Source organism: Microvirga sp. HS2, assembly GCF_055792805.1.
The window spans coordinates 70,038-84,678 of sequence record NZ_JBVVAJ010000016.1; the positions used below are offsets into that span (position 1 = coordinate 70,038).

12 protein-coding genes are annotated in these 14,641 nt (G+C 61.0%); 8 read left to right on the plus strand and 4 right to left on the minus strand.

The window, feature by feature from the left end:
* The first annotated feature begins 30 nt into the window (after positions 1-30).
* The 6 genes from ACS5Q0_RS15280 to ACS5Q0_RS15305 all read left to right on the plus strand — a co-directional run bounded on the left by ACS5Q0_RS15280 (position 31) and on the right by ACS5Q0_RS15305 (position 6,330).
* A complete protein-coding gene (locus tag ACS5Q0_RS15280; protein ID WP_473127505.1) occupies positions 31-1,239 on the plus strand; it encodes an ABC transporter substrate-binding protein in 1,209 nt (402 codons plus the stop codon).
* 84 nt (positions 1,240-1,323) lie between these two features.
* A complete protein-coding gene (locus tag ACS5Q0_RS15285; protein ID WP_473127506.1) occupies positions 1,324-2,082 on the plus strand; it encodes an ABC transporter ATP-binding protein in 759 nt (252 codons plus the stop codon).
* Positions 2,075-2,782 (plus strand): ABC transporter ATP-binding protein, encoded by a 708-nt coding sequence (locus tag ACS5Q0_RS15290; RefSeq protein ID WP_473127507.1) that lies wholly within the window; start codon positions 2,075-2,077, stop codon positions 2,780-2,782. The genes ACS5Q0_RS15285 and ACS5Q0_RS15290 overlap by 8 nt, the downstream gene beginning before the upstream one ends.
* Positions 2,783-2,785: 3 nt before the next feature.
* Entirely contained in the window at positions 2,786-3,673 is an 888-nt protein-coding gene (locus ACS5Q0_RS15295) for a branched-chain amino acid ABC transporter permease (RefSeq protein WP_473127508.1), read from the plus strand.
* Between the two features lie 4 nt (positions 3,674-3,677).
* Entirely contained in the window at positions 3,678-4,652 is a 975-nt protein-coding gene (locus ACS5Q0_RS15300; protein ID WP_473127509.1) for a branched-chain amino acid ABC transporter permease, read from the plus strand.
* A gap of 34 nt (positions 4,653-4,686) precedes the next feature.
* Entirely contained in the window at positions 4,687-6,330 is a 1,644-nt protein-coding gene (locus tag ACS5Q0_RS15305) for a GMC family oxidoreductase (RefSeq protein ID WP_473127510.1), read from the plus strand.
* 16 nt (positions 6,331-6,346) lie between these two features.
* Here the strand turns inward: ACS5Q0_RS15305 and ACS5Q0_RS15310 are convergent, their stop codons facing one another.
* Positions 6,347-7,048 carry a LuxR C-terminal-related transcriptional regulator gene (locus ACS5Q0_RS15310; protein WP_473127511.1) on the minus strand — a complete coding sequence of 234 codons (702 nt, stop codon included), beginning with the start codon at positions 7,046-7,048 and terminating at the stop codon, positions 6,347-6,349.
* A 504-nt stretch (positions 7,049-7,552) separates the two neighbouring features.
* Between ACS5Q0_RS15310 and ACS5Q0_RS15315 the strand changes: the two genes are divergently transcribed.
* Positions 7,553-7,780 carry a DUF6894 family protein gene (locus tag ACS5Q0_RS15315; RefSeq protein WP_473127512.1) on the plus strand — a complete coding sequence of 76 codons (228 nt, stop codon included), beginning with the start codon at positions 7,553-7,555 and terminating at the stop codon, positions 7,778-7,780.
* Between the two features lie 151 nt (positions 7,781-7,931).
* On the opposite strand, the gene ACS5Q0_RS15320 is transcribed toward ACS5Q0_RS15315, so the two are convergent.
* A complete protein-coding gene (locus ACS5Q0_RS15320) occupies positions 7,932-8,723 on the minus strand; it encodes a LuxR C-terminal-related transcriptional regulator (protein WP_473127513.1) in 792 nt (263 codons plus the stop codon).
* Positions 8,724-9,076: 353 nt separating this feature from the next.
* On the opposite strand from ACS5Q0_RS15320, the gene ACS5Q0_RS15325 reads away from it, so the two are divergent.
* Positions 9,077-10,192, plus strand: a complete 1,116-nt coding sequence (locus tag ACS5Q0_RS15325; protein WP_473127514.1) for a right-handed parallel beta-helix repeat-containing protein — start codon at positions 9,077-9,079, stop codon at positions 10,190-10,192.
* 181 nt (positions 10,193-10,373) lie between these two features.
* Here ACS5Q0_RS15325 and ACS5Q0_RS15330 read toward each other — a convergent pair whose 3' ends face one another.
* Positions 10,374-11,705, minus strand: a complete 1,332-nt coding sequence (locus ACS5Q0_RS15330) for a tetratricopeptide repeat protein (RefSeq protein ID WP_473127515.1) — start codon at positions 11,703-11,705, stop codon at positions 10,374-10,376.
* Positions 11,706-11,770: 65 nt separating this feature from the next.
* On the minus strand, positions 11,771-14,623 hold the full coding sequence (locus tag ACS5Q0_RS15335; RefSeq protein ID WP_473127516.1) for a tetratricopeptide repeat protein: 2,853 nt from the start codon (positions 14,621-14,623) through the stop codon (positions 11,771-11,773).
* Positions 14,624-14,641 lie beyond the last annotated feature (18 nt).

Consider the following 14,641-nt stretch of genomic DNA (forward strand, 5'->3'; position numbering starts at 1 on the left):
GCCCTCCAGACAACAAAGGGAAGGAAGACGATGCGAGTTCTCAAGCCCATTCTGTTCGCCTTAAGCTGCACAGTGGCGGCGCAGGCGGCCTATGCCCAGCAGGTCTCCGACGGCGTGGTGAAGATCGGCATCCTCAACGACCAATCCGGCGTTTATGCCGATTTCGGCGGCAAGTCGTCCGTCGAGGCCGCCCGCATGGCCGTCGAGGATTTCGGCGGCAAGGTGCTCGGCGCCCCGGTCGAGATCGTGAACGCCGACCATCAGAACAAACCCGACGTGGCCTCCAGCATCGCCCGCCAATGGTACGACACGGAAAAGGTCGATGCCATCATGGAGCTGACCACCTCGTCCGTTGCGCTCGCGGTCCAGGGACTATCCAAGGAAAAGAAGAAGATCACCATGACGACCGGTGCGGCCACGACCGACCTCACCGGCAAGCAATGCTCCCCTTACGGATTCCACTGGGCCTATGACACCCACGCCCTGGCCGTGGGAACCGGCGGCGCGCTGGTGGAGAACGGCGGCAACAAGTGGTTCTTCCTCACCGCGGATTATGCCTTCGGCTATTCCCTCGAAGAGCAGACCTCCAAATTTGTGAAGTCTAAGGGCGGTCAGGTGGTCGGGTCCGTCCGCCACCCGCTGGCGGCGACGGACTATTCGTCCTTCCTGCTGCAGGCGCAGAGCTCCGGAGCCAACGTCATCGGCTTGGCCAATGCGGGCCTCGACACGGCGAACGCCATCAAGCAGGCCGCTGAGTTCGGCATCACCCAGGGCGGCACCCGCTTGGCGGCGCTTCTCTTCACCCTCGCCGAGGTTCACGGCCTGGGCCTGCAGGCCGCGCAGGGCCTGACGCTCACGGAGGGCTGGTACTGGGATCAGAACGACGAGAACCGTGCCTTCGCCAAGCGCTTCCAGGCGAAGACCGGCAAGATGCCCAACATGATCCATGTGGGCACCTATTCCACGGTGATGCAGTACCTGAAGGCTGTTCAGAAGGCCGGAACGGACGAGACGGAAGCCGTTGCAAAAGCGCTTCATGAAATGCCGGTCCAGGATGCCTTCACCAAGAACGGCAAGGTGCTGCCCAACGGCCGCATGGTCTATGACATGTACCTCTTCCAGGTGAAGAAGCCGGAGGAGAGCAAGAGCGAATGGGACATGTACAAGCAGCTCGCCACGATCCCGGGCGACCAGGCTTACATGAAGGCCTCCGAGAGCGGCTGTCAGCTCACGCAGTAAGCTCGTAAACGACGAGGCGGGGATGGCGCGCACCGTCCCCGCCCCTTTTATCTTCTCTCATCGTTCGGGATCAGCGGCCCACAGATGGTCAGTACTCAACCGATTTTGAGCGCCACAGGCCTCACCATGGAGTTTCGCGGCTTCGTCGCCGTGAAGGACGTGACGTTGTCCGTCAACGAAGGAACGACCCACGCCTTGATCGGCCCGAACGGCGCCGGCAAGACCACGGTCTTCAATCTCCTCACCAAGTTTCTCACACCGACACGCGGACAGATTCTCTTTCGCGGGACCGACATCACGCGCATGAAGCCTGCAGAGGTCGCGCGCCTCGGCCTCGTGCGATCGTTTCAGATCTCCGCCGTGTTTCCGCATCTCTCGGTCCTTGACAATGTACGCGTGGCGCTTCAGCGACCCAAAGGTCTCGCGACGCAATTCTGGTTGTCGTCCGGCAGCCTCTCGGCTCTCGACGAGCGCGCGATGGAACTGATCGATGCCGTCAATCTCTCTCCCTACGCGCATTTGACGGCCTCCGAACTATCCTACGGGCGCAAGCGCGCGCTTGAGATCGCCACGACGCTCGCTCTCGATCCCGCCATGCTCCTTCTCGACGAGCCGATGGCGGGAATGGGCCACGAGGATATCGGGAGGATTGCCGACCTGATCCGGCGCGTCGCCAAGAGCCGCACCGTGCTGATGGTGGAGCACAATCTGAACGTCGTCGCCGATCTGTGCGACCGCGTGACCGTTCTGGCACGGGGAGAAATTCTGTCCGACGGCTCCTATGACACTGTGAGCGCCGACCCGCGCGTGCGCGAAGCCTATATGGGGACCGAGCATGAGTAACGCGCCTCTCCTCGAAATTCGCGGGCTGAATGCCTGGTATGGAGAAAGCCATGTTCTCCACGGCGTGGACCTGGACATTCGCGAAGGCGAAACGGTAACGCTGCTCGGGCGTAACGGCGCGGGCAAGACCACGACCCTGCGCGCTATCATGGGAATCCTGCGTCGCCGCGAGGGCGTGATCCGCCTGCGCGGACAGGATCTCCTCGGCCTTCCTCTCCACAAGGTGGCCCAGTCCGGCATCGGCTATGTGCCGGAGGAGCGCGGAATTTTCGCGAGCCTCAACGTGGCTGAAAACCTCATGCTGCCGCCGAATGTTTCGGAAAGCGGAATGAGCATGGAGGAAATCTACACGCTCTTTCCCAACCTTCACGAACGCCGCTCGAGCCAGGGCACGAAGCTCTCCGGCGGCGAACAGCAGATGCTGGCGATCGCCCGCATCCTGCGCACCGGAGCGAAGATCATCCTGCTCGATGAACCGACAGAAGGCCTTGCTCCCGTCATCGTTCAGCGCATCGGCGACGTTCTTGTCGCCCTCAAGAATCGGGGCATGACGATTCTGCTCGTCGAGCAGAATTTCCGCTTCGCGCGGAAGGTCGCCGACCGCTTCTACCTCATGGAGGATGGGCGCATCGTCAATTCCTTCCCGGGCCATGAGCTCGATGCGCGCATGGACGAACTTCAAGAAGTGCTGGGAGTGTAAGGTATGAGCACTATCTTCGGCATTCCCGCCCCTGCCCTCTATGGGCAGATCCTCATCGGGCTGATCAACGGCTCCTTCTACGCCATGCTCAGCCTCGGCTTGGCGGTGATCTTCGGCCTGCTGCGGGTGATCAACTTCACCCACGGCGCCCAATACATGCTGGGCGCCTTCACCGCCTATCTCCTGCTGACCTATGCGGGCATCGGCTATTGGCTCGCCCTCATCCTGGCGCCCCTGATCGTCGGTGCCGTGGCAATCGTCATCGAGCGCTTCATGCTGCGGCGTCTTTACGGCCTCGATCCGCTCTATGGCCTGCTGCTGACCTTCGGTCTGGCGCTCATCCTCGAAGGCGCGTTTCGCCATTGGTTCGGCGCGGCGGGCAAGCCCTATGCGCCTCCGGCTCAGCTGACCGGTGCGCTCAACCTCGGCTTCATGTTCATGCCGATCTACCGCGGCTGGGTGGTTGCGGCTTCCCTGTTCGTGTGCCTCGGCACTTGGCTTCTCATCGAGAAGACGCGGCTCGGCGCTTACCTGCGCGCTGCCACGGAGAATGCCACGCTCGTTCAGGCATTCGGCGTGAACGTGCCGCTGCTTCTGACGCTCACCTACGGCCTAGGGGCTGCGCTTGCCGCCCTGGCCGGAGTGCTGGCGGCACCCATCTATCAGGTCAGCCCGTTGATGGGCTCGAACTTGATCATCATCGTCTTCGCCGTGGTCGTGGTCGGCGGCATGGGCTCGATCCTCGGCGCGATCGTGACCGGCTACATGCTCGGGGTGCTGGAGGGCCTGACGAAGGTCTTCTATCCGGAAGCCTCGAGTATCGTTATCTTCGTCATCATGGCCATCGTTCTGCTCATCAGGCCGGCCGGCCTCTTCGGGCGGGAGGAGTAACATCATGGCTGTCGGAACCCAATATCTGGCTGATCAGCCCAAGCTGCGGACCACGTCGCTCGTGCTGGTCGCGATTGCAATCGCTGCCCTGGTCGCCGCCCCGTTCTTCCTCTACCCCGTCTTCCTAATGAGCATTCTGTGCTTCGCGCTGTTCGCCTGCGCGTTCAACCTGCTCATCGGCTATGTCGGCCTTTTGTCCTTCGGCCACGCCGCGTTCTTCGGAGGGGCGGCTTACTTCACCGCGCATGCGGTCAAGGTCTGGGGATGGGAGCCTCTTTCCGGCATTCTTCTCGGTGCAGCCGGCGCCGCGGTCCTGGGGCTCGTCATCGGCTTTCTCGCCATCCGCCGTCAGGGCATCTATTTCGCCATGATCACCCTCGCCCTTTCCCAGATGTTCGCCTTCATCTGCCTGCAGGTGCCCTTCACCCATGGCGAGGATGGCATTCAGGGCGTGCCCCGCGGACATCTGCTCGGCCTGATCGATCTCAACGAGCCGCGTGCGATGTATTACGTCACGCTTGCGATCTTCCTATTCGGCGTCTTTGCCATCTGGCGCATTGTGAACTCGCCGTTCGGCAACATCCTGAAAGCCATTCGCGAGAACGAGAGACGCGCCATTTCTCTCGGCTACAGGGTCGACCGCTACAAGCTCGGCGCTTTCGTCATGTCCGCTGCACTGGCAGGTCTTGCGGGTGGCACGAAGGCGATCGTCTTCCAATTCGCCACCCTCACCGACGTGCAGTGGCAGATGTCGGGCGAAGTCATCCTCATGACTCTTCTCGGCGGCATCGGCACCATGATCGGCCCCATCGTGGGCGCGGGATTGGTCATCGCCCTGCAGAATTATCTCGCCTCGTCGCAATTCCCCGTAACGGTTCTGATCGGCATCATCTTCGTGATCTGCGTCCTGCTGTTCCGCCGGGGCATCGTGGGCGAGATTCTGGAATTCGTGAAGCGCAAGCCCAAAGGCACCGCGTGAACTCAGTGCCTGCGGCGACCGAGCGAGGCGTGACATGTCCGACAGCACCACGTTCGACTACGTGATCATCGGAGGAGGTTCGGCGGGCTGCGTCCTGGCGAACCGCCTCTCGAAGGATCCACGCAATTCCGTTTGCCTCCTGGAGGCTGGCGGTAAGGACAACTGGATCTGGTTCCACATTCCCGTGGGCTATCTTTTCGCGATCGGGAATCCACGATCCGACTGGATGTTCAAGACCGAGAGCGAACCCGGCCTCAACGGACGCGTCCTGAACTATCCGCGCGGCAAGGTCCTCGGCGGCTGCTCGGCCATCAATGCCATGATCTACATGCGCGGCCAGCGCGAGGATTACGACAACTGGCGTCAGATGGGCCTGAACGGCTGGGGCTGGGACGACGTCCGGCCGATCTTCCGCCAGCACCTGGACCATTACCTCGGCGCTGGCGAGCATCATGGCGCGGGGGGAGAATGGCGCGTGGAAGCGCCGCGCATGCGCTGGGATATCCTCGATACGTTCATCGAAGCGGCCGTCGAGGCCGGCATTCCTCGCACGTCCGATTTCAACACCGGCAGCAACGAGGGAATCTCCTACTTCCACGTCAACCAGAGGAACGGCCGGCGGTGGTCGGCGGCGCGCGGCTTCCTGAAGCCCGCCCTGTCACGGTCCAATCTCAAGCTCGAGATCAATGCGCACGCCACGCGCATCCTTTTCGAAGGCAGGCGAGCTATCGGGGTCGAAATTCTGCAGCAGGGACAACTCAGGCGAATTCATGCGCGCAAGGAGGTTGTCATGTCTGCAGGTGCGGTAGCCTCCCCGCAGATCCTGCAACTTTCCGGCATCGGCGACGGCACTCTTCTGCAGCAGCATGGCATCGAGGTCCTTCAGCATCTGCCCGGCGTCGGCGAGAACCTGCAGGATCATCTCCAACTGCGCCCCATCTACAAAGTTTCCGGTGTCCGCACACTCAACGAGGAATATCGCTCACTCGTGAGGAAGGGCTTGATGGCGCTCGAATACGCCTTGTTCCGGCGCGGGCCCCTTACAATGGCGCCGTCGCAGCTGGGAGCGTTCACGCGGTCCTCCGCCGAATACGCCACGCCCAACCTTCAGTTTCACATCCAGCCGCTGTCACTGGATAAGTTCGGCGAAGAGCCGCACCCCTTCCCCGCCTTCACGGCGAGCGTCTGCAATCTTCGCCCGACGAGCCGCGGCAGCATCAAGATCCGGAGCGGCAGCGCGGCCGATGCTCCCGCTATCCGGCCCACTTACCTGTCCACACCGGAGGACCAGCAGGTTGCGGTGGATTCCCTGCGCCTCGTCCGTCACATTGTTTCGATGCCAGCGCTTCAGAAATACCATCCGGAAGAATACAAGCCCGGCGCCCATCTGAAGACGGACGACGAACTGCTCAGCGGCGCCCGTGATATCGGCACCACCATCTTCCACCCGGCTGGTACGGCGAAGATGGGGATCGAGAGCGATCCCATGGCCGTGACGGATGAGCGCCTGCGGGTTCGCGGCACCGAGGGATTGCGCGTCGTCGATGCTTCGGTCATGCCGACGATCACCAGCGGCAACACCAACTCGCCGACCCTGATGATCGCCGAAAAAGGTGCGGCCATGATCCTGGAAGACCACGGCCGGACGATCGTCGAAGAGATCAGGCAATCGGCCTGAAGTGATACCGTCCCGCTTACTGAGCCGACATCTGCCCGTCGGCGGGCAGATGGCTTGCGGCCCAGATTGCGGCCTGCGTCCGGTTCTTCGCATGGATCTTGCGCAAAATCGCCTTGACGTGGACTTTGACGGTGGCCTCGGTGATATCGAACTTCCGGGCGATGAGCTTGTTCGAATCGCCCTCCATCAGACACCGCAGGATCACGGTCTCACGCACGGACAATCCCTTGCTCTGAAATTGCTCGTCGGCGGCCTTCTCGGCTCCCGGGGTCTTGGTTTCTCCATTCGGCCGCAGAACATGCTCGTTCAGCAGATCGAGAACCGCCGACGGGAACACGACCTCGCCGAGCATGACCAGGTCCAGCGTCTTCACGAGAACTTCGCAGGAAACGGACTTGATCAGGTAGGCGTCCGCTCCGGCCTGGAACGCGGAGATGATTTGCTTCAGGTCGTACTGATCGACCAGCATCAGCACACGCACAGAGTCGTATCGGCTCTTGATCTGCTGAACTTGGGTGCAGGCCTCATCGTGATCGCGCGCGCAGCCCATGATCAACAGAAACGGGCCGGTCTCCGCCCCCCACTCCGCAAGGACGCCATCGAGGTTCGGAGACAAGGCGACAGGATTGTAGGCCGTCTCCGTCAGGATCCGTCGCAATCCCTCACGCAGGAGGGTATTGGATTCGACAAGGAGCGTCGGGATCGTTTGAGAATTCATGTATCGATCCTGGGCTTTCTCTGACGCGCGGGCCAATTCCAGGTATCGGGCCTGCCCGGCATCTCTCGTGAGCGGTACGCCTGGAAGTGACGAGCCATCAAGATCGTAGGATTTCCGCATAGGAGAGCCTTTTTCTGGGCTTCAAGTCGAAAGATGAGGGATACGATACTTTTCTTTAGGTAAATTAGCTTATTTGACCCACTCCTACAATGACCTCGTCTTCACATCTCTTAAAAGTTTGTTAAAAAAATGCCCTTTTGCATGTTATATAGTTTCTTTTGCAGTACATGAATTGAATCTTACGCTCTATGTACCTATGAACGTCCGTTGAGTGACCAGACTAAAGTCGAATCAATCTACATCGACTATGCTATTCAGGGCACACCTGTGATTAAGATCTTGCACGATAGTCGAGGCTGCTGCCTCGAAGCCGCCTGTGGAAACGCCTGCCAGGCGTCCTAAAATGATATAACCGAACCGAAAAGCCGATCTGCCTGACTGATCATGAGATGTTTTTTCAACCTGATTAGCGACGATGAAACAATGATCGACGATGAAGGCGTCGAAGTCAGGGATTTGGACCAAGCCTGGGCCCAGGCTCTCAAGGCCGTCATGGAGCTTCGCGCCGAGGCAGAGGGTGAACTCATCGAGTGGGATCGGTGGCGGCTGGAGGCAACGGACACCACCGGCAGAGTGCTATTTACGATCAAGCTTACGCACAATCTGCATTAAGCCAGAGAACGGCCAAAGTGGCCTCCGCTTTTGAGACCCGCCCGCTTCGTCCAAACCGGGATAATGCATCATGCGGACCATTGGATCACGGTCGTGATCCAATGGTCCGCATGGCGCGCTCAGCCGAAGCCGGGCTCCTGGTCCTCTGCCTTCAGCAGATTTTCATGAAGGGCGACGCCTGCGACATTCCCCTATCGCTCGGCTGAAGTTGCGACCAGGATGGCTCCTGATTGCCACCGGACAGATGATTGACGGCCCACATGGCGGCCTGGGTGCGGTTGGCCACCCGGATTTTTCTCAAGATCGCTTTGATGTGAACCTTGACGGTTGCCTCGGCGACATCGAGCTTGCGTGCGATGACCTTGTTGGGCGCGCCCTCCATGAGGCATTGCAAAATTTCCGCTTCGCGGCTGGACAGGGTGCGAATGACGGAATCCTTGGCCTCCGCCAAACGCTCCATCTGAGGAAGAGCCATAGCGACCGCCGCATCCTCGTCCTGTGACGCGGTCGCCTCGCCCGATGGCATTATCGTGCTCAGGAAAGCTGACGACGGGAAAACCACCTCCCCCAGCATGACGAGATCGAGGTATTTTATCATTGCCTCGCATCCTGTCGTTGCAAGGCAATAGCCATCTGCCCCGGCCTGGAGAGTGAGCTTCATTTCCTCAAGATCGAAGCCGTCTGCGAGAATGACGACACGTGCGCTGACATGTTGCGCCTTGAGATCCCGGACGAGATTGTTCATCCCATGCGGGTAGAGGTTACTATCGATGATGAAGAGAAAAGGGGCATGACCGTAGACCTGCGGCACGGTCGTACCGCGGCAACTCAGATCTTCAGGATGAACTTTGTACCGCGTGCTGGATAAGATGTGTCTGATCCCCTCACGGAGCATTGAGTTCTTGCACCCCAAGATCGTCGTAACTTGAAGGATATTTGTCATACGAGCGAGCCTTTTCGCAGAGATTACCTCCAATTATACGAACAGCCGGTTTCCGGACTACGAGGCAAAGGAGGTATCTGTTACTGCTTAGGGAGTATAGGATTTCGGTCTGAAACGAATGCCGATTTTCAGAGCCATAAGATACACGATCATGAGATCATGTGCATTCTTCTCGACATTTCCCATTTGAAACCCGCTGCAGCAATACGCCCCCCAAGAACATCCGCTGAAAGAGGCAATTTCGGATAAGCGACAGCGACGATGCTTCCACCGCAGTCTGCAATCAAGATAAGGGGTTCACTGCACCTGCAGAAGCGGCCACCGCGCCGCACGGAGCGGTGGAATGCGGCGCGGTGCACCTGCCCTTCCACGGCATCTGCGTGGAGATACACATGAGCGGAATATATGCGTTTCGAACCATATCGCCGGGCTGGACGTTCGCGCTGCTCCTTGGGCTCTCCACGAATGCCGCATGGGCCGAAACTTACTTCGTGTCGCCCTCGGGCAGCACAGTGGGAACCGGCTCGAAATCCGATCCGTTGTACAGCATCCAAGCTGCACTGGAGCGAGCGAAGTCCGGAGATACGATCGAGCTTGCTCCCGGTCGATACTTTCAAGACGTCAGAACCGTAAGGGACGGTCATCCTGGTCGCCCGATCGTCATCAAAGGAGGACGCAGCGCCATCGTTTCGGGAGCGGGCGCAAACAGGATCGTCGAGATCAACCATGACTACATTGAACTGCACGGTTTCACAATCGACGGTAGGCACAATGCGTCGGAAGGCAAGGCTAGCTACCGAGACAAGCTGATCTACGCCATCGGGAGCCGGCCCGGCGACGGCGTCACAGGACTTCGCATCGTTCACATGAATCTCAGGAATGCAGGCGGTGAATGCGTGCGGCTGCGGTATCATGCCCAGCGCAACGAGATCGCCAGCTCGACGATTGAGAACTGCGGCATCCACGACTTCGTTTTTAAAGAGGGCGGCAAGAACGGCGAGGGCGTCTACATCGGCACGGCTCCGGAGCAACTCGGACAAAGGGGCGCGCCTGATGCGTCCGTCGACCGGTCGGATGCGAACTGGATTCACCACAATACGTTCAACACGCGTGGGAACGAGTGCGTCGATATCAAGGAAGGTTCTTCCGGCAATATCGTTGAGCATAATCGCTGTACAGGGCAGCGGGACAGAAAGTCGGCGGGTCTCGATTCCCGCGGCAGCGGCAACACCTTCCGCTACAACATCGTCTACGGCAATCGCGGTGCCGGAATCCGCTTCGGCGGGGATAAAACCGGAGACGGAATCGGCAACAATGCCTACTCCAACACTCTACGCGACAATGAGGTCGGCAGCTTGAAGGTTAAGCGCGGGCCTCAGGGCAGAATCTGCGGCAATGCAATCGCCGGAAAACACACAGGTATCAAGGGTCAGATGGGTGAGAAAATCGACCCTCGCCGCCCTTGCTAGAATTGCTTCAACTCGCGTGGGATCGGCCCTTTCCTCCCGCGCGGCACAACTTTTGGCGGCGGACCGGATCCACTTTGTCGAAAAATTCTCACGCGTATCGTGCGGTTCGAGCGGGCTGCCATCGATGGCGCACCGGACCGCATGATCATGCCTTCCGCCCGGGATAGACCATGAGCTCCGATCATTGCGCGGCGGTTTCTGCTCTATCCGTGGCTGGCGCCGTCTGCCCAGGAAGCGTACTCGTGACGGATCGATCGACCATCGAGCTCAAGGCGACGGCGGCCAATGGAAATCCGCTTTCCTGTGCGCTGCTCATCAGCTCGATGGCCTTGTTGAGATCCATGCCGACGCCGGTGCCGGTTTTGTACATGAGACCGAGCCGGTACTTCGCCTCGGGGATGCCTGCATCAGCGGCCTGCCGGAGCAGGGTTGCGGCGCGGTCGGGCGAAGCCTCCACGCCGATGCCATCGGAATACGCTTGCGCCAAGCCGAGGAAAGCCTCGTGATTTCCTGCGTCCACTGCTTTTTCCAAGCCCGAGACTATGCTGGCCACGAGGTCGCCTTGAGGGCGCAAGGCGATGAGCCGCGAGAGTCCTTGCCCTGCGGCGGAATTTTCCTTGTCGAGAGCGGCCAGACTGTACCACTGCACGGCTTGGCGCTGATCCTCGAGCTTGTCGCTGCCCGCGAGTATGTTTGCGAGATGCGTCGCCGCGGCACTGTCGCCGCGCTCGGCGGCAACTCGGATCAGATGTCCAGCAGCGTCCCGGTTCTGTATCCCATTCGTGCCGCGCTCAAGATCGAGTGCGATCTGGTAAGCGACATTCGGACTGATCTGCGCAGCTTTCTCGAAGAAGCGCAGAGCCGCCGGCATGTCTGCCGCCCCCTCCGATCCGGTCGCCAACGCCCACCCGATATCGACAAGCGTTATCCGGGCACGGCCAGGATTGACCTCCTTGAGCCATTTCAAGGCTGTTTCCTCATCACGCGCAACCCCTCGCCCGGTTCCAAAGGAATAGGCGACATTCGCCATCGCACGACGATTCCCCACCCTTGCAGCCCAGAGATACCACTCGGCCGCTTTCTTCGCGTCCTTGGGAACGCCATCGCCCCGGTCGTACATCCCTGCAATGGCCAGGACAGAACTGGAGGCTCCCTGCATCGCTTCGTATCGCAGCCGGCTCTCGATGCGGGCAGGACCATTCTCCGCGACGTCGAGATCATGGCGCGCCATGATCTTGCCGAGCATCCGCGTCGCAAGGCGATCTCCCCGCGAGGACGCAACTTTCAGAGCTTCAAGCCCCGTCGTGAAAGCCGGCGTTTCGACTTCGGCCGTGAGAGCGGCCTGCCCGAGCTTGAGAAGGCGCGCGGTCGGCATCGCCTTCAACTTCGCCGTGCTGGGGCTGGCCTGAACGGGAGAGGACGCGGCAGGCGCGTTCTCCTGCCGCTCCGGTGCAGCGAGCGCGCTGCTCGCCAGAAGGCAGCTCAGGAGCGCAATGTGGCTCGTTCTGATCATCGGCTTCTCCTTACACTTATCCTCGGCGATCGAGATTGTGCTTCATGTCGGCCATTCTCGAACGATCACTTGCGCGTCGTCGCTTCGGCAGTCGCAAGCCATCGTTGTGCAGCGTCCGCATTCACCTCAGTTCCAAATCCAAGCGTCATCGCGAGGCTGACGCCATACATGGCCTCCGTGTCGCCCGCATTGGCGGCGCGCAGGAGCCAGTCGGTGCTGACATTCGCCGACAATTCCACGCCGTAGCCTGATGCATAGGCGCGTGAGAGTTCCTTCATGGCGACGATGTCGCCCGCCTCGGCTGCCCTGCGTAGCCACACGGCCCCTTGCGCAGGATCTGCAGCCACGCCAAAGCCGAACTGAAGACTGCGTCCGTATTCGCGCATAGCGGGGACGAAGCTCTTGTCCGCAGACTCCTTGAGAGCTGCAACGGCAGATCCAGCATCGCCCTCGGATGTCGCTGCCAGACGGGACAGATCGGACGCCGCGCCCTCGTCTCCAGCCTGCATGGCTTTGACCAGCCACTCGACGGCGAGAGTGCTCATGCCCTCTCCCAGGGCTCCGGAGGCATAGTTGCGGCCGAGGAAGCGCATCGCCTCCACCTTCCCTGCTTCGGCGGATTGCTCGACATACGTCACTGCTTCCTGCGGGGCGAAGGGTCCTCCGACGCCATTGAGCATGGCACGGCCGATCTGGAACAGCGTCGCCGGATCCGGCTCATGAAGCTTCATGTCGGCAATTGCGCGCTGAAGCCAGAGGCGGGCCCGTTCGGCCGCGTGAGGATTGTTCATGCGATGCTGGATCTGCGCCAAATCCACCATGTCTCTCGCAGAGCAGACCGGAAGCGCCTCGGCCCGGTCGATCCATGCAGACGCATGAGCCGGGTCCTTGGCAAGGGCGGCGAGTGCAATGGCGGAACGGGCATTCCCGGCCTCCGCCGCAGCTCTTCTCCAGTCGCCGGCTGCCTTACCAGTGGCGCGGAGTTGATCGTCAGGCTGTTCGGCCAGCTCTACCATCGCGGCAACGACACCGGATGCAGCCGCTTTCTGGAGAAGCATCACGCCACGTGTGTTCTCGGAAGTCCCGGGCTGGCTGAAAGACACCAGAGCCCGTCCCAACTCGAACATAGCACTCGCATCGCCTCCTTTGACGACCTCTTCAAGAAGACTGCGTGCGAGTGTTCGGTCGGCCTCGGTGTTCCCACTGGTCAGAAGTTTGCGAGCCAGAAGAAGCTGAGCTCGAGAAAGGTCCTCACCCGGAGCCAGCGCGGCGTTCTGCCATTCAGCGGCCAGACGCTCGTCCCGCTCGGCCCCTCGCCCAGTCCGGTAGGCAAGAGCCAGGTACACCATGCTCTCGCGATCCCCCTTCTCCGCAGAACGCTTGAGCGCCTCCGCACTCCGACGCTTGGCCTCAGGGTCGACATCGGCTTGTGAGGCGAGTGCCGCGATGCTGCGGGCGTGCCCCGCCGCCGCCGCGCGCATCAACCAGGACCGTGACTGCTCCATATCCGGAGGAACGACGGCACTGCATTCGTAGAGGTCGGAGAGGAGGCCCATGGCATCAGGATTTCCCCGGCCAGCCGCCTCATTGAGGAGCCCGAGAACATCCGTCCCGTGAGCATCCTGCGGCCGGGCGAGCAGGAGTTTGGCAAGTTCCGTCAGGCCCGAGGGGTCTCCACTGTCGGCTGCTTGCCGGTAGAGGGCGAGCGCGCGCTCGATGTCCGGTTGCCCTTGGATTCCGACCGCATAAAGGCGGGCGAGCGAAACGATGACGCTGGACGTATGCCCCGGCAGAGCAATGGCTCGGGACAGCGCATCCGCTGCCTTCGGCAGATCCGGAGGCGATCCGAACTCCCCACGATAGTGCCGGGACAGGAGCTTGTAGGCGTCCACATCGGCGTACGTTCCCGCCTTCTCCAGCCAAGCCACGGCTTTGGCGATGTTCTTGGGTGCACGTTCCCCGCGCAGGTAGTACTCACCCAGCGAGGTCATGGCTTGCGCTGAGCCCGCCTCGGCGGCTTTGGTAAGATGCATGAGGACAACGCCCGGCCCGGCATTGACCTTTCCTTGCATGTAGATCTCGGCGAGTGCCATGTCCCCCCGATAATCGCCCTGCCGCGCAGCCGCCTCGAACCACTTCATCGCTTCCGGCAACCCGCCTGGAACGAGTGTTTCGTCGGACAGAATCGTGCCGATCTCATACAGCGAGCTGCACTTCCCTCGCCCCAGATCGCCGTAAAGAATGAGAAGCCCAAGCTTGATGAGATCTTCCGTCGCGGTCTGCGATACCACACCAATGCGGCCGCTCCGCTGGAGACGCGCGAGCCCGATCACGCCGTCGACATTGCCCGCCGCGGAGGCCGTCCGCAGAAGACGTTCAGCCTCCTTCACATCAGCCCCTTTGATCCGACCCTGCTCATGAAGCCGGGCGAGCTGAACGGCGGCATCCATGTGAAGCATGGAGGCTGCGGACGAGAACAACGACGCGGCCCGCTCGGCGTCGACGGGACCCGCCGCAGGATCGAGCATCAACTGGCCCAGGCGATAGAGCGCCCGCCCTTTCCCCGGCCAGGTGCGGGCGGACAACTCTTCCAGCAGCCTACGGGCCGTCACCGGATCGCGAGCGACTTGGGGTGAACCAGCCGCGTAGAGCGCGGCCGCGTCAAACATCTCGTCGAGGTTGCGCACGGCCTGCTTCTTGTCCCATTTCCTCCAATCCCGCGTCAGCACGACCTTCGGGGGAGCGGCGCAGAGCTTGCGGAAATCGGCCGTGGGCGCCAAGGAACGGGAATTGCCCGTCTGGGCCTGGAGAGGGCCCGAAGCGGCGATCAATCCTGCAAGAATAATCGCGATCGAGGCTCCTCGCGAGCCTGTCAATCGGGCTGTCACCGAACCATGCTCGCCGGCCGACTGTTTCATGATGGCATCTCCCCTCGC